General features: G+C 73.6%; 13 protein-coding genes and 1 pseudogene. 8 read left to right on the plus strand and 6 right to left on the minus strand.

Features of this window, described 5'->3' with window-relative positions:
- Nucleotides 1–339: 339 nt before the first annotated feature.
- A complete protein-coding gene (locus AB0A97_RS18190) occupies nucleotides 340–729 on the plus strand; it encodes an STAS domain-containing protein (RefSeq protein ID WP_361150587.1) in 390 nt (129 codons plus the stop codon).
- A gap of 212 nt (nucleotides 730–941) precedes the next feature.
- The gene (locus AB0A97_RS18195; RefSeq protein ID WP_361150590.1) at nucleotides 942–1,913 is read left to right on the plus strand and encodes a DUF5995 family protein; all 972 of its coding nucleotides are present in this window, start codon (nucleotides 942–944) and stop codon (nucleotides 1,911–1,913) included.
- Here the strand turns inward: AB0A97_RS18195 and AB0A97_RS18200 are convergent.
- The 5 genes from AB0A97_RS18200 to AB0A97_RS18220 all read right to left on the minus strand — a co-directional run bounded on the left by AB0A97_RS18200 (nucleotide 1,868) and on the right by AB0A97_RS18220 (nucleotide 9,245).
- Complete coding sequence (locus AB0A97_RS18200; protein ID WP_361150593.1) at nucleotides 1,868–2,398, minus strand: hypothetical protein; 531 nt, start codon at nucleotides 2,396–2,398, stop codon at nucleotides 1,868–1,870. The genes AB0A97_RS18195 and AB0A97_RS18200 overlap by 46 nt on opposite strands.
- Nucleotides 2,379–3,689 carry an AMP-binding protein gene (locus AB0A97_RS18205; protein ID WP_361150596.1) on the minus strand — a complete coding sequence of 437 codons (1,311 nt, stop codon included), beginning with the start codon at nucleotides 3,687–3,689 and terminating at the stop codon, nucleotides 2,379–2,381. Before AB0A97_RS18205 ends, AB0A97_RS18200 begins: the two co-directional genes overlap by 20 nt.
- Entirely contained in the window at nucleotides 3,686–5,080 is a 1,395-nt protein-coding gene (locus tag AB0A97_RS18210; RefSeq protein WP_361150598.1) for an FAD-dependent monooxygenase, read from the minus strand. The genes AB0A97_RS18205 and AB0A97_RS18210 overlap by 4 nt, the downstream gene beginning before the upstream one ends.
- A gap of 403 nt (nucleotides 5,081–5,483) precedes the next feature.
- Nucleotides 5,484–8,246 (minus strand): BTAD domain-containing putative transcriptional regulator, encoded by a 2,763-nt coding sequence (locus AB0A97_RS18215; RefSeq protein WP_361150600.1) that lies wholly within the window; start codon nucleotides 8,244–8,246, stop codon nucleotides 5,484–5,486.
- Nucleotides 8,247–8,366: 120 nt separating this feature from the next.
- On the minus strand, nucleotides 8,367–9,245 hold the full coding sequence (locus AB0A97_RS18220; protein WP_361150603.1) for a LysR substrate-binding domain-containing protein: 879 nt from the start codon (nucleotides 9,243–9,245) through the stop codon (nucleotides 8,367–8,369).
- A gap of 178 nt (nucleotides 9,246–9,423) precedes the next feature.
- On the opposite strand from AB0A97_RS18220, the gene AB0A97_RS18225 reads away from it, so the two are divergent.
- From AB0A97_RS18225 to AB0A97_RS18235, 3 genes are all read left to right on the plus strand, one after another.
- Nucleotides 9,424–10,377: an MBL fold metallo-hydrolase gene (locus AB0A97_RS18225; protein ID WP_361150605.1), complete on the plus strand. Its 954-nt coding sequence runs from the start codon at nucleotides 9,424–9,426 to the stop codon at nucleotides 10,375–10,377.
- 235 nt (nucleotides 10,378–10,612) lie between these two features.
- Nucleotides 10,613–11,521, plus strand: coding sequence for a hypothetical protein (locus tag AB0A97_RS18230; protein WP_361150608.1), 909 nt, complete (start codon nucleotides 10,613–10,615; stop codon nucleotides 11,519–11,521).
- A complete protein-coding gene (locus AB0A97_RS18235; protein ID WP_361150611.1) occupies nucleotides 11,518–12,321 on the plus strand; it encodes an alpha-L-glutamate ligase in 804 nt (267 codons plus the stop codon). Before AB0A97_RS18230 ends, AB0A97_RS18235 begins: the two co-directional genes overlap by 4 nt.
- A 188-nt stretch (nucleotides 12,322–12,509) precedes the next feature.
- On the opposite strand, the pseudogene AB0A97_RS18240 reads toward AB0A97_RS18235, so the two are convergent.
- Nucleotides 12,510–13,201, minus strand: a pseudogene (locus AB0A97_RS18240) (phosphotransferase); the annotation flags it as partial.
- 78 nt (nucleotides 13,202–13,279) lie between these two features.
- On the opposite strand from AB0A97_RS18240, the gene AB0A97_RS18245 reads away from it, so the two are divergent.
- From AB0A97_RS18245 to AB0A97_RS18255, 3 genes are all read left to right on the plus strand, one after another.
- Nucleotides 13,280–13,753, plus strand: a complete 474-nt coding sequence (locus tag AB0A97_RS18245; RefSeq protein WP_361150613.1) for a MarR family transcriptional regulator — start codon at nucleotides 13,280–13,282, stop codon at nucleotides 13,751–13,753.
- 89 nt (nucleotides 13,754–13,842) lie between these two features.
- Nucleotides 13,843–14,619, plus strand: a complete 777-nt coding sequence (locus tag AB0A97_RS18250; RefSeq protein ID WP_361150615.1) for an alpha/beta hydrolase — start codon at nucleotides 13,843–13,845, stop codon at nucleotides 14,617–14,619.
- A gap of 112 nt (nucleotides 14,620–14,731) precedes the next feature.
- A complete protein-coding gene (locus tag AB0A97_RS18255; RefSeq protein WP_361150618.1) occupies nucleotides 14,732–15,445 on the plus strand; it encodes a TetR/AcrR family transcriptional regulator C-terminal domain-containing protein in 714 nt (237 codons plus the stop codon).
- Nucleotides 15,446–15,495 lie beyond the last annotated feature (50 nt).

The raw sequence follows: 15,495 nt of genomic DNA on the forward strand, positions 1-15,495 counted from the left end.
CCGGCGGGACGCCGGGGGGCGCCGTCTCACCCACTGGACACCGTCGGTGCGGCCGAGTTGCGACCCTCGGATCACGCCACCGACAGCACGCCACTTTTGGTCATCGCGTACAGAACCAGCCATTCAGGATGACCAAAATGCGGCTCTGACCGCGTCTTCGGACGGACCGGCCCGCCACGGCCGGCACCGCGAACGGCGTTATGCTCGGCGGCGAGGGGCTGATCGGCTTCCTCGCCGCCCGCGCCCGCCGGCCCGCTCCCGCGGCCGGTGCCGCCATGGACGGCGCCCCTGTCCCGCCCCCCCGTCTCGCCCCTCCGGGCGGAAGCCGGAGAACCGACCGTGAACGACACCTTCCGCCTGACCACCCGGCGCGCCGAAGGCGACCTCGCCCTGGCCGCCCTCGCGGGCGATCTCGACCTGACCACCGCGCCCGCCCTGCGCGCCGAGGCCCTGGACCTCATCGGACGGGGCCACCGACACCTGGTCCTGGACCTGGAAGCCGTCTCCTTCTGCGACTCCTCCGGCTTCAACGCCCTGGTGGCGATCTGGCGCTGCGCCCAGGAGGCCGGCGGCACCCTCGGCCTGGCCGCCGTCTCCGGGCGGCTCGCCCGCCTGCTGAACATCACCGGCCTCGACACCCTGCTGCCGGCCTACCCCACCGCCGACGCGGCCCTCGCCGCGCACCACCGCGGAGGCGAAGCCGGCCCCTCGCGAGCTGCCGGTTCCTGACCGCCCGGGCCCCGGGCCGCCCGGCCCCGGGCCGCCCGGCCCCGGACCGCCTGGGCCCCGGACCGCCCGGCCCCTGACCGCCCTGGCCCCCGGGCCGTCCCGCCCGCACCGCCCGCTTCGTCCCCGGTGGCGCCCTGGTGTGACCTTCGTCGCGCCGGGTCGTTCGGTAGACGGGGGAGACGCATCGGGCGGGCGACAAGGAGGCGGGGAGCATGGCCGGTACGCGTGGCGCATTCTTCAAGCTGTCCACCACGGTCGTGGCGGCGGCGGCTCTTCTGGCCGGTGGTCCGGCCCTCGCCGCGCCACCACTGCCGCGCGACGACGTCCGACGCCTCTCCTGCGAAGGGCCGGTGGTGGGATGCGTCCAGGAAGCACGCCGGACCCTGACCCGGCTCCGTGACGCCCTGGGATGTGACCACCGGGCCCCCTTCCCCGTGATCTACGTCCAGCTCGAACGCGTTCTGGAAGCGGCCGCGGCCAGACCAGGTTCCTTCGACGACCCGGACTGGCTGGCCGGAGACCTCAACACCGGCTTCGTCAACCTGTATCTGGACGCCTACCACGCGGACCGAGCAGGGCGGCCGGTCCCGCGGGCATGGCAGACGGCCTTCGAGGCCGCGCGCACCGGTGATGTGAACGCGGGCCAGGACGTCCTGCTCGGCGCCAACGCGCACATCCAGCGGGACATGCCCTATGTGCTGGCCTCCGTCGGGCTCACCCGGCCCGGAGGTGCGTCACGCAAGGCCGACTACCACCGTTTCCAAGCAGTCCTGGACCGCGCGTACGCGCCCGCGGTCCGAGAAATCGCCCGTCATCACGACCCGGTGGTGGCCCTGGCCGACGCACGGTGGAACCCCATCGCCGGACACACCGCCGGCCGGCTCTTCCGCATCTGGCGGGAGCAGGCGTGGGTTCACGCGCAGCAGCTCGCCGCGGCCACCACGCCCGCCGCCCGGCGCGACGTCGAACGGCGGATCGAGGCGAACGCGGCCCGCTGGGCGCTGCTGCTGAACACCGTGCACGTACCCGGATATCGCGCCGTGCGCGACACGTACTGCCGCACCCACCACCGTGGCGCTCCGGGAACGCGCGCCGAGGTGCCCCGTCCCGAAGGGCTCCGTCCCGAGGCAGCCGGGGGTCAGGTCACGGCCACCACGGCCGGATTGAACCGCTCCGCGACATAGACCGGATACCGGTCCGGGCTTCTGATCACGTACTCCTTGAAGGCGCACCAGCCGAACTGCGGCGCCTCGGGCGCGTGCCCGACACCGCACCGCAGCAATTCCCGGTGCTGTGCGCGGCGTTCCTCCCGCAGCCGTACGCCGAGGGGCGTGGGGTCCGTCGGCGGCGGTAGCTGGCCGGTCGCCGCCACCGCGGAGACGACCCGGTTGCGGCTGACCGGCCGTCCAGCGGGGTCGACCAGTTCGGACAGCCGCTCCAGGAGCCGGGGCATCCGCTCGGCCGCGAGGGCCCGGCGGACGGCGGGCGGCACCGCCGCCGTGTCCACCACCCGCTGGACGACGACCCGCACCCGCAGCGGCACATCGAGCAATGCTTCCAGCATGACCGTCGTCGCGCCGTCCCCGGTGAGCAGGATGCGGGTGGAGGAAGGGAGCGTGGCCAGGCCGTACGCCGGGGCAGGGGCGGGATCAGTAGTAGAGGAGACCACGGGACCAGTCCTCGTCGGGGCCGAACAGGCTGCGGGGCTTGAGCACGTCGCCGGGCGCGGACAGCACCTCGTCGGGCATCAGCGTGCCCGGCGGCACGGGAGCCACCTCGCAGTCCACGCCCAGCCGGGCCCGTACGGCGCCGGTCAGCTCGGCGCAGGCGTCCGCGGCGTACACGTCCGCCACCTCCACCTCGGCGACGAGTCGTCGCGCTTCGGCCCGCGCCCGCCAGAACAGCACGCCGTACGCGGCAGGCAGGCGGAAGACCAGCTCCTCCAGTTGCAACTGGGAGACCCGCCGCCCCGCGACGTCGAACGCCTGCGTCGCGCGGCCCGCGAGCCGGATGACGGGAAGCCAGCTGCCGCAGGGACACGGCTCGTGGCTCAACTGGACGGTGTCCTCCAGGTTGTACCGGAGCAGCGGCATGGCCTCGCGGTACAGGGGGGTGATGACCAGCTCACCGGTACCGTCCGGGGTGATCTCCCCGGTGGCGGGGTCGAGGACCTCGGGCACCACGCGGTCGGCGTAGAAGTGCCGCCGGCCGTGGCGGCAGGCGGAGGCGAGCGGTCCGACCTCGGTGGCGCCGTAGTCCTCGATCACGGACGCGTTCCACAGCTCGCCCAACCGCTCGCGGCGCGCTTCGCTCAGCGGCTCGCCGCAGACCAGGAGCGCGCGCAGGCACGGGAAGTCGGTGCGGGGGTCCAGCCCGGCGGCGCGGGCAGCCGCGGCCCAGATGAGCGGTTCGGTGGGGTTGGACCAGGTCAGGGTGGCACCGAGGTCGTGCAGCAGCCGGACGACGCGTCCGTACGGGGTGGCGAAGCTGCGGCTGTCGGCGGGCACCACGGTCGCGCCCTTCGCCCGGGCGCCGAAGTGACCGATGTGCCCGGCCAGCACCATGGCGTACGGAATCCGCACCAGCAGGGTGTCGGCGGGGCCGATGCCGGCCGGCATCCGGTTGAAGCGCTCGGCGATGTCCACCCAGTCGTCCTCGGTGCAGAACGAGGACGTCGCCCGGCCCGAACTCCCGCTGGACTCGTGGTAGGTGGCGACCCGCTCCCGGGGCACCGCCAGCATGCCGAACGGGTAGGCGGCGCGCAGATCGTCCTTGGTGGTCACCGGGACGTCGGCGAGGCTGCCGGGCATCGTCCCGCCCTGGCGCAGGCGGAACCGGTCCCGGTAGAAGGGGGAGTGTGCGGACCGGCACAGGGCCGTGCCGATACGTTCCCGCTGGAGCGCGTGGAGCTCCTCGAAGCCGCTCCACCTCCGGGATGCGACCGGTCGCGTCGGTGTCATGGTGCTGTCTGCCTCTCCTGGGGTCCGAAGTGGTGGCCCGCGTGTCCCTGCGGCCCTCGATCCGCATGTCCCTGCGGTCCTTGGGCCGTGTGTCCCTCCGGCCCCTGGTCCGCATTCCCCTGCGGCCCTTGAGGGGAGCCCGCGGCTGCCGCGCCGAGGTAGGGGCGGAGGCGGCCGGCGGCTCGCCCGTCGTCCAGCAGCGAGAGCGGCAGGGCCGAGCGGAGCGCGGCGGTCCGGGAGCGCCGCAGCTCCTCGTCGGCCGCCAGCCGGCGGAGCGGGACGAGGGCCTCGGCGAGCCGCGCGGGGTCACGGGTGTCGAAGACGAGGCGCTTCAGGTCGGTCGCGAGCGGCGAGAACCGGGTCAGGAACGCGGCCCGGCCCGCCTCCGCGTAACGGTCCAGCACACCCTCGCCGCACCGCCCGAGAAGGACGGCGGCCAGCGCCTCGCCCAGCGGGAAGGCGTCGTGCAGCCCGGCCGTCAGCCCCATGCCGCCGGTCGGGTTGGTGACGTGCGCCGCGTCGCCCGCCAGCAGGACCCGGCCCACACGGAACCGTTCGGCGGTCCGCTGGTGCGCGCGGTACGGGGCATGTGCGACCAGTTCGTAATTCCGAGGCCGGGGCCCGGGAAGGTTACGCGCAAAGAATTCCGCCAGCCGGCGCGGGAGGGTTTCTTCCGGGAGGGAGGCGCGCTCCGTCCAGGCCACCCGCCACAGATTTCCGGAATCGATCCGCACGACGATTGCCCCGTCGTCCGGATCGATGACGAAATTCGCGTCGGCATAACCGTGCGCTGCGAAGTCGTAGCGGATGTCCGTGGCGACGAAGCGCTCCGGCCAGGTGAATCCCTCGAATTCCACACCGAGGGATTTCCGTACGGTGCTGCGGGCGCCGTCCGCGCCGACGGCCCAGCGTGTTTCGAGCAGCCCGCGGCCCTCCTGGTGCGTGTAGCCGACGCGCACCGATTCGCCGTTCTGGCGCACCGTGTCCACCGCACAGCCGAACTTCACCTCGGCGGCCGGGAAGCGGAGCAACTGCCGGAGGAGGATGCGGCTGAGCGCGTCCTGCCGCAGAATCAGGTTGTGTGCCGGAGCGGAGCCCGTACGGGGACCCGGCGTGGGATGACGGATGCGCTCGCCCGTGCGGCGTACGAGGAAATCCCGGGCGCGCAACGGTGTTCCCGCACGCAGGACGGCGTCGAGCACCCGGAGGCGCGCGAACCCCTCCAGCGTGTGGCTCTGGTGGACCAGCGCGCGGGAGGACACGGCGATGTCCGCAGCGCTCTCCAGCACGGTGACGCCGACACCCGCGACCGCCAGGCCCAGCGCGACGGTGAGGCCGACCGGCCCCGCTCCCACGACACAGACGTCCGGACGTCTCGATCCGGAAGACATGAGCATTCCCCCTGCCGCGCCGTGGCACGGAACCATCGACTTGAAGCGGAACCTGAACCCTGAACCTGAATCCGGCCGCCCCGCATCGGTGACGCGCCACCTCGGCGCAAGCGCGGGGAGGGCGGAATTCCGGTCCGTCCGCAGGCGGCCAAGAAAAGGCCGAGGTGCGGTCGTTCCGTCAACTCCCCGCGGAACACGGCAGCAAGAGGATCGGAACGCACAAGAAACTTACGGTGCGTCCCCTGGTAATCCAAGGTTCCGTTTTGACGGTTGGACAGTTGAGCGGGGAGAGACGGCCGGTGCTCACCGGGCTACGCCGTCCCGGCCCCGACGGGCCGCCGGGTACGTCACATCGTGCGTCACCGCTCAAGGGCCGAGGGCGAAGGCACCTCGTGGCAGGCGGTCAGCCCGCGACGACGCGCAGGTTCCCGCCGGGGGTGCCCCCGCCGCCCAGGGGAACGCTGCCCTGCCCGGTGGCCGCCCCTTCCACCGGCGGGGGCGGTCCGGTGAGGGCCGCGGCCTCGCTGAAACAGCGCCGGGCCTCGCTGTCCCGGCCGAGGGCTTGCAGCGCCTTGCCGCAGGTGTCGAGGAGCAGCGCCCGGCGCTCGTCCGACTGCTCGTCAGGGGCCAGCGCGAGGCCCTGACGGCAGTGGGCCAGGGCCTCGTCGGGCCGGCCGACGGTGAGGCAGTGGGCCGCCAGGTGGTAGAGGGACAGGGACTCGGTGTGCGGGTGGTCGAGGGCATGCGCCATCCGCGCCGCCATTTCCCGCCGGGTTCCGGCCCCCGAGAGGTCGCCGACGTGCTCCAGCGCGGCCGCCCAATTGATCAGCGCGATCACCTGGCCGCGCGGGTCCCCGGCCCGTACGGCCAGGTCAGGGGCGCGGCACAGGTGTTCCAGCGCCGCGGTGTGCTGCCCGTTCTCGGTGAGGACCCAGCCGAGCAGCGAGCACAGCCGGGACTCGGCGTCCGGGTCGTCGAGCGCGGTGGCGGCGGCCAGGGCGCGTTCGAGGGCCGGTTCCCAGCCGTCGTGCACCTGGCGCACGACCAGGGGCCACAGCTGGACGGCGATCCGCCAGGCCAGTTCCGGGTGCCCGGCGTCGGCCGCGGCGACCACCGCGGAGGTGAGGTTGGCGCGCTCGGTCACGTACCAGGCCATCGCGTCGGCGCGGCCGGCGAAGACCGGCGGCGCGGCGGGCGGCGTCACGCCCGGGGGCAGTGTGCAGCAGGGTTGGCTGCCGGGTTCGGCGGCGGCGGCCGCGGCCTGGGCGGCGGACAGGTAGTGCACCAGCAGCCGGTGCAGCCCCGCCGTGTCGGCCCGGGCCACGGCGGACCGCGCGTACAGCCTGGTCAGGTCGTGCATCAGATACCGGTCGCCGGTCCACTCCTCGACGAGGTGGGCGGCGGCCAGCTCGTCCAGGGCGGCGCGTGCCTCGGCGGGCGGCAGGCCGCTGAGTGCCGCCGCGGCGCCGCTGTCGAGTTCGGACCCGACGTGCAGGGCCAGCTGACGGAAGAGCAGCGCGCCGGCCGGTGGCAGTTGCTGCACGCTCAGGCGCAGCGTCGCCTCGACCCCGAGGTCCTCGTTGGACAGCAGGGACAACCGCCGGTGCTCGTCGACCAGGTCGTCCGCCATCGCGCGCAGGGACAGCCGGGGCCGTGCGGCGAGCCGGGCCGCGGCGAGCCGCAGCGCCAGCGGCAGGCCGTCGCACAGGGCGGACAGTTGGGCCGCGGCGACCGGATCGGCGGCCACCCGGGCCTCACCGATCACGGTGCGCAGGACCCGGACACCGTCCGGCGTCGCCAGCCGTTCCAGGGGCAGCAGCCGGGCGCAGTCGGTGGCGGCCAGCCCTTCCAGCCGGTTGCGGCTGGTGACCAGCACGGTGGAGCCCGGCGTGCCGGGCAGCAGGGGACGCACCTGCGCCGAGTCGCGCGCGTTGTCGAGCAGGACGAGGACGCGGCGGCCGGTGAGCAGCGAGCGGTACAGGTGTTCCGCGGCACGGGCGTCCGCGGGCAGCCGTTCCTCGGGAGTGCCGAGCGCCTGGAGGAAGTCGTGGAGGACGCCCTCCGGCTGCGGGCCGGTGCCGTCCGGTTCCAGGCCGTGCAGGTCGGCGTAGAGGATGCCGTCGGGGAAGTCACCGGCGTACGTGTACGCCCAGTGGACCGCCAGCGAGGTCTTGCCGACTCCGGCCGGGCCGGTGACCACACACAGGGCCGGGGTGCCCGACTGCGCGGCTTCGGAGAGACGCGCCAGGTCATCGGCACGGCCCACGAAGCCGGCCGGGGCGCGGGGGAGGAGGGAGAGGGGCGGGGGAGCGTCTGCGGGGACGGGCGCGGTGGGCCGGTGGGGCGGGGCCTGGGGGCTTGAGGGGGCGGGTGCGGGCGCCGGAGACAGCGTCGGCACGCGCGCCGACGCGTCCCGCTTCGGCTGTCGGCCGACGACCGGCCGGGACCGCAGGATGGCGAGGTACGCCTGGGACAGCGCGGCGCCGGGGTCGACGCCCAGCTCCTGGGCGAGCAGGCGCTGCGTACGGTGGTAGAGGTCGATGGCGTCGGCCTGACGGTCCGCGTCGTGCAGGGAGCGGACGGCGGCGGCGACCAACGACTCGCGCAGCGGGTGGCGTTCGAGAGCGGACTGGAGCGGTGCGAGGGCTTCCGCGCCTCGGCCGCAGGCGTGCAGGGCCCCGGCGAAGTGTTCCAGCGCGGCGAGCTGTTCCTCCACCAGCCGTTCGGCCGCCGCCGCCATCAGCGGCGTGTCACCGATTCCGCCGAGCACCCGGCCCCGCCACAGCCCGAGGGCCTCCCGCAGCAGGACGGCCGCCTCCTCGCCGGGCGAACCGGCCGTGGCCCGGCGCACCAGTTCGCGGAAACGCCACACGTCCACCGCCTCCGGCGCGGCATGCAGCGCGTACCCGCCGCCCTCGGTGGCGACACAGGCTGCGGGATCCGCGTGCAGGAGCCCCCGCAGGGCCGACACATGGCCGTAGACGATGGTCCGCGCGTGGGTCGGCGGGCGGGTGTCCCACAACGCCTCGATGATGCGCTCGGCACCCACGGACGCGCCCTCGGCCAGCACCAGCAGCGCCAGTACGGCCCGGCGCTTGGGAGGCCCGATCGGCACCGGCACGTCCCCCGAGAAGGCCGACACCGGCCCGAGCAGCCGGAAGTCCATCAGCGTTCTCTCCCCTTGGCCGAGTCGTTACGGCGGGAATCTTACGAGGTCAACGAGGCGAGGGCGCACCAGAAGGGGCACCGGGGCCGGAAATGGACCCTGGGGCGGCGGACCCGGCCGTCAGGCCGCGGCGGCACCGCCGCGGCTCCACGCCGCCGTCGCGATGCGCACGAAGGAGCGGACGAGCGGTCCGGGGTCGGCGCCGTTCCAGGCGATGACCAGGCGGCTGGGCGGCATGTCGGCCAGCGGGACGGCGGTGAGCCCTTCGGGAAGGGGGTGGCCCAGCGGTATCAGTCCCACGGTCCCGCTCCACAGGACGGACTGGAGGCATTCCTGGGCGGTCCGTACGACGGGCCCGCTCCGGCGGGCGGTGTGCCGGCCGCCGCCCCAGAACGCGGCCCACACGGGATCGGTGCCGTCCGGGAAGCGGAACCACGGACGGTCGGCGAGGTCGTCGAGCCGCAGGCTGCCGCGTCCGGCGAACGGGTCGTCGGCGCGCAGGACCGCGCCGACCGCGTCCGAACGCAGTACATGGGTGGTGAGACCGGTGGTGTCGAACGGCGTGCGGGTCAGGGCCACATCGACCAGGCCGGCACGCAGCCCGGTGGCCGGATCGGTCAGATCGGCCTCACGGATGCGGACCTCCACGTGGGGGTGCCGGGCCCGGTAGGCGGCGGCGAGTCGGGTCCCGGCCTGCCCGGCGCTGTCCGCCAGGGTGCCGACGGTCAGGGTGGCCGTGCCCGCGGCGGCGGCCACTCTGACGCGTGCCTGGTCGGCCCGCGCCAGCAGCGTACGGGCCTCGTCGAGGAGCACGGCTCCGGCGGGCGTCAGGGCGGCCCCGGCGGGGGAGCGCTCCAGCAGGACACAGCCCAGATCGGCCTCCAACTGCCGGATCGCCCGGCTCAGCGGCGGCTGGGTCATCCGCAGCCGTACCGCGGCCCTGCCGAAGTGGAGTTCCTCGGCGACGGCGACGAAGTAGCGCAGCACGCGTAGCTCCATCCGGCAACGATACCCGCGCGGTATCGGGCAGACGCGATCGGTGTTGGACGCCGCGGGGCGCCGGGCGGTGGACTCGACGGCGTACCGGATCCGTGCGGCGTACATCCGTACGTACGGACATGCCGCACACCCACGCAGGCCCTTTTTGCCCATATGCCGTACTTGTCGAGGAGTTGACATGACCGAGATGACCGAGGTGGCCGACATGGTCGAGCAGGCGCTCCCGGACCCCGCCGTACGCGTCACGGCAGCCGAGGAGATCGCCCGGGACGTGGTGGTCGTCCCCGACCAAGGAGTGCCGCTCGTACCGAACATCGGCATCATCGGCGGCCGGGACGCGGTCCTGGTCGTCGACACCGGGATGGGGCTGCGGAACGCCGAAGCGGTACGGGAGTTCGCGACCGACTACGCACAGGGACGCAGGCTGTACCTGACGACGACACACTTCCATCCCGAGCACGCCTTCGGGGCGCAGGCCTTCGCCGACGCGGCGACCTACCTGGTCAACCGGGACCAGGCCGAGGATCTGCGGGAGCGGGGCCCCGGCTATCTGGAGATGTTCCGGCAACTGGGCGAGCCGGTCGCGCACAGGCTCGCAGGCGTGGTCCCGGCGCGGCCCGACCACGTCTACGACCGCACCCACGACCTCGACCTGGGCGGCCGGGTGGTGCGCCTTCGGGCCACCGGCCGGGCCCACAGCCGGGGTGACCAGGTGATCGACGTGCCCGATGCGGGGGTGCTGTTCACCGGAGACCTGGTGGAAGCGGGACAGTTCGCCATCTTCCCGTGGTTTCCGCCGCACGACACCGACGTCTCGGGTACCCGTTGGCTCGCGGTCGTGCGGCGGCTGGCGGCCCGCGCGCCGCGGATCGTGGTGCCCGGCCACGGCGCGGTCGGCGGCCCGCAGTTGCTCACCGACGTGCGTGACTACCTCGAACTGCTCCAGCGCGAGACGTGGACACGCCGCGACGCGGCGGCCGACGAGCAGACGATCACCGACGAGGTGACGGAGCTGATGGTCCGGCAGTACCCGCGGTGGGCCGGGCGGGAGTGGATCGGGAAGGGGGTGGGCTGCCTGTGCTCCGAGTACGCCGCCGGTGAGCGCGAGCGAGGCACCGACGCCGGGCACTGACCCCGGCTGCTCTCGTCGCCCCGGCTTCCTCCCTGTGGTCCACGCAGTCGCCGACTTGCCAGGGTCGGCGGCAGGAGCCGTCTCTTCCCGTGACGCGGCCCCTACGGCCGCCCACCGTCGCGAAGTCCGCGCGGCGGGCCGGTCCGGCGCCGGGGACGGCGCCGCCGATCGGCCATGACATCCTGTGATCTCGCTACGCGCGCCGGGCCGGCTCGGCGGATTACAAGGAAGATCGATGAGGCTCTGCTTCCTGGTGGAGGAACACTACCGGCACGACGGCATGCCGAACGAGGTGATCCGTCAGCTGCAATCCTGGGGGCACCAGGTGGACGTACTGCGGCCCGGCGGCTCCTTGCTGCGCATGACCGAGGCGGTACGGGCGGGCTCGCACGACGCCTGGGTGCTCAAGACGGTCTCCGGCGGCCCGGGGCTCACCCTGCTCGAAGCGGCGGCCTCGGCCGGGCTGACGACGGTCAACGACGCCCGGTCGATACGGCGCGTACGGGACAAGGCGCTGGCCGCGGCGATCGGCCGCAGCCGTGGGCTCCCCATACCGCCGACCTACGCCGCGGCCCGCCCCGAACTGCTGGCGGAGCTGCCGGCGTCGGAGTACCCGCTGGTGGTCAAGCCCGCCGACGGCAGTTCGGGGCGGGCCGTGCACCTGGTGGCGTCACCGGACCGACTGGCCGCCATGGCCCCCGAACTGGCGCGGGAGGGGCTGCTCATCGCCCAGCCGTACGTGGCCAACTCCGGCATCGACCTGAAGGTGTACTGCGTCGGCGGCGAGCTCTACGCCACCGAGCGCTGCTCTCCGCTGCACCCGGAACTCGGCGTACGCGAACGCCGCGTACCGCTGCCCGCGGGGGTGGCCGCGATCGCCGGGCAGGTCGGCGCGGTCTACGGCCTCGACCTGTACGGCGTGGACGTCCTGCTGGGCCCCGACGGCCCGGTGGTGGTCGACGTGAACGACTTCCCCAGCTTCCGGCAGGTCCCGGACGCGGTGGCGCGGGTGGCGCGCGCCGTACTCGGGCTGGCCGGTGCGGGCCGAGGGCCGGTCCCGGCCCCTGCGTCAGCTCCGGTGCCGGCCCCGTCTTCGGCCCCGGTCCCGTTGCACGTGCCCGCGGCGGCGGGGGAGAGCGCATGAGAATCGGCCTTGTCACAAGCGATCCAGGCCATCCTCTCCTGGCCGCCACCACCGCCCTGCTCGCCCCCGGGCACCGGGTGGAGACGCTGGACCCGGACGCGGTGGAGAGGGCTCCCGAACGGCCCGCGGACATCTACCTGCTGAAGTCCCGTACGCCACGGGCGCTCGCCCTCGCCCGCGCTCTGGAGGGACGCGGCGTCCCCGTGGTGAACCCGGCCGCGGCGACCACGCTGTGCCAGGACCGTACGGCGATGGCGGAACGCGCCCGGCGAGCCGGTCTCCCGTTCGTACCCACCCGTACCTTCGCCACCCTCGCGGAGCTGGCCGACGGGCCGGGCCTGCCCGGCCCGGTCGTGGTCAAGAGCCGACACAGCCGTAAGCAGGACCTGGTGGCCCGCCTGGACGACGCCACGCAACTGCGCCAACTCGCCGCGACCCGGCCGCAGGAGCCGGTCGTGGTCCAGAAGTTCGTGCCGAACAGCGGATGGGACCACAAACTCTGGGCGGTCGACGGTCGGCTCTTCGCCGCCCTGCGCCGCTCCGAACTCTCGCCCGAAGGCCGGGGCCCCGACCGGCCGCTCGCCCTCGACGCCCTGCCGGCCGGCTGGCCGGACCTGGTGCGCCGGGTCGGTGCGGTCTTCGCGCTGGACGTCTACGGCGTGGACGTCATCGACGCGGGCGACGGCGCACCACTCATCGTGGACATCAACGCCTTTCCCGGCATCCGGGGCCAGGCCGGTGCCCCGGAGGCCCTGGCAGCGCTGGCGCTGCGCCGGGCCGCCAAGTCACCGGTTGCCTGACGGCGCGGGGCACTTGACGGTGCGGGGCACGGTGCCGGGCCGCCCGACGGCGCACATCGCCCACCGCCCACCGCCGGAGCCGACACCGGCCTTGCGACGGCGTACGGCGCCGGCCGCGCCGCTCCCGCGGCCCTGACCACGCCGCCCACCAGGGCGATCGTCGTGTGCGCCACGGTGGGGCGCCCCTCACCCCAGGTGAGGGGGTCGAGACGCAGGTAGAAGCGCTCCCCGGCGCGGTCGAGCGCGATCCCGTACCGCACGGCGAACGCCTCCTCCGCCACGGCCGCCTGCGCGTCGTCCCACGTCTCCCGGGCGGTGGCGAAGAGGAGCGCGAGATCGGCGTACGGATCGGCCCGGCCGAGACGGCCGAGGTCGATGAAGCCCGACACCTCAGGGTGTCCGGATCGAGCACGATGTCGGGCAGACACAGGTCCCGTGGCAGACGACGGTCTCCGCGGCCTCCTGCGCCAGGCGCTGCGCGAGCTGCGGAGTCAGATGCGTGAGCAGCTCGACGGGAGCCGTCCGCTGCTGTTCGACGGGGAGGAACTCCGGGTTGACCGCTCCCCGGGCCACGACATCGCGGGCCGTCGCGAACATCAGGGTGAGATCACGCGACGGCGCTGGTCACCAGGGCGGCGCCTTCGGCGTTCACGCGCCAGCCGAGGACGCTCGGGCCGGGCACGTCCTGTGTGCCGAGCCGGTCGGCGCGGTCCCGCTCCGCCTCCAACGAGGCCGTGTGGCCGGCGGGGACGCACTCGGCGTACCGCTGCCCGTCGGCGGAACGGAAGAGGGAGGCCGCGGGCTCCCCGTCCGTGACGGGTTCCCACCCGCCGGCGTCCGCGGGCAGCAGCGTACGGAAGCCGGGCGGCGCGTCGCTCACACCCGTCAACCTGTCCGGTGGAGCCGATCAGCCGCACCGCGCTTCGGGGCATGGCAACCGCGGTGTCATGATGGGGGAGTGAGCGAGGAGAACGGCACCCAGACGTCCGAGGATCCGGGCGACCGGTTCGTGGAGATCTTCAACCTGGTGGGGCCGCTGTACCGGCGTGCTCAGCGCAAGGTGGAGCAGGACGCGCCCCTCGAAGGGCTGTCGGTGGGGGTGCGGGCGGTCCTCAACATGCTCCGCGAGCACGGGCCGATGACCGTGCCGCAGATGGGCCGGGCCCAGGCGCTCAGCCGGCAGTTCGTGCAGCGGATGACCAATGACGCCGCGGGACTCGGACTGGTCGGGTTCCGCCCCAACCCGGCGCACAAGAAGTCTTCGCTCATCGCCCTCACCGCGAAGGGGCGGGCCGCCATCACCGCCGTGATCGACCGGGAACGGGCGGCGCTGCGCCAGGCCGGCGCCGACCTCACGGATGACGAGATCACCGCCTGCATCCGGGTCCTCTCCCGCCTTCTGCACTCCCTGGACGACGTGGAGGTGAACTGAGAGGGCCGCCCGACTGTCCCTCCGCTCAACCGCACAGAGATGTGACAACCTGGTTGTCATGAGGCCCGGGCTGTGACACCTTGGTTGTCATGGATGACCTGTTCTGGCTCGACACCGGCAGTGGCCGCCCGCTCGTCCTCCTCCACGGCGGCTTCCTCGATCACCGCATGTGGGACCGTCAGATCCCCGCCCTCGCCTCGCGGTACCGCGTCATCGCCCCGGACGCCCGCGGCCACGGCCGCTCCGCCAACGCGACCGGGCCGTTCCGGCCCGCCGACGACGTCGCCGGACTGCTGCGCCGGCTGGGCACCGGCCCTGTGGTCCTGGTGGGTCTCTCCATGGGGGCGGCCACCGCCGTCGACACCGCGCTGGAGTACCCGGAACTGGTGAGCGGCCTGGTCGTCAGCGGCGCGGGCACCAGCGAGCCGTACTACTCCGACCCCTGGACCGTGCGGACCATGGGTGCCTGGCACGCGGCGATGGCGTCGGGTGACCTGGACGCGTCCGTGGAAGCGTTCATGCTCCTCGCCGCGGGCCCGCACCGCTGTCTCGATGATGTCGACCCCAAGGTCGCGGACGAGCTCCGCGGCATGAACAGGGGCACCCTCGCCAAGCACAGCAGTGGCGAGTCCAGTCAGATTCTTCCGGTCCACGCCACGTGGGAACGGGCCGCCGGTATCGAGGTCCCCGTGCTCGCCGTCAACGGCGGCATCGACTCACCCGACAACATCGGCATGGCCGAGCGCCTCGTCGCTACCGTCAAGAACGGCCGCGCGGTCTCCGTCGAAGGGACGGCCCACTACCCCAACATGGAGCGGCCGGACGAGTTCAACGAGATCGTCGGCAGCTTTTTGGAGACTCTCTGACCGTTCGGTCCGGCCGGAACGCGCCGGTCGCACCGTGACGCACGACCTCACCGTGACACGCGGCCCCCGTGACGAACTTGTTCGTAACGAACATGTTCGTTACGGTGGCGGGGTGACTACGCGACGCCCTGCTCGGCCCCCGGCCTCCGCCCCTGCCTCCCGCAGCCGCCGGGAGCGCCCCGCGAAACCCGCCCTCACCTACGAGGGCATCATCGGGACCGCCGTCGCCCTGATGCGGTCCGAAGGGCTGCGGCGGGTGACGATGCGCCGCCTGGCCCAGGAGCTCGACACCGGCCCCGCCTCGCTGTACGTGTACGTGGCCGACACGGCCGAGCTGCACGCCGCGATCCTGGACGATCTCCTCGGCGAGGTCGACCTCTCTCCGGTCCGTACGTCCGGCGACTGGCGGGAACGGCTGGTGACCCTCCTCGGCTCCTGCACGCGCACCCTCTTCCAGTACCCCGGCCTGGCGCACTCCGCGCTGGTGACCCGCCCTTCCGGGCCGAACTACCTGGCCCTGGTCGAGTCGGTCCTCGCCCTGCTGCACGAGGGCGGGGTCCCCGACGCGCAGGCCGCCTGGGGCGTGGACGTCCTGCTCCAGGTGGCGACGGCCACCGCGGCCGAACAGTCCACCCGCGACCGCGACGCCGCCGCCGACGAGGAGCACGAGGCGCTCGTGCGAGCACTGCGGCAGGCCACCTCCGCCACCCACCCGCGGATCGCCGCCCTCGGCGACGACCTGTTCTCCGGCAGCCCCGAACAGCGGCTGGCCTGGATCTTCCGCGCCGTCATCAACGGTACGGAGAGCACTCCCCGCAAGCACTGAGCCGCCCTGCCCGAGCACGGAGACCGAACCGCCCCGCGTTCGGCCCTGAG

The organism is Streptomyces sp. NPDC045470 (assembly GCF_040646595.1).
In the GTDB taxonomy this organism is placed as follows: domain Bacteria; phylum Actinomycetota; class Actinomycetes; order Streptomycetales; family Streptomycetaceae; genus Streptomyces.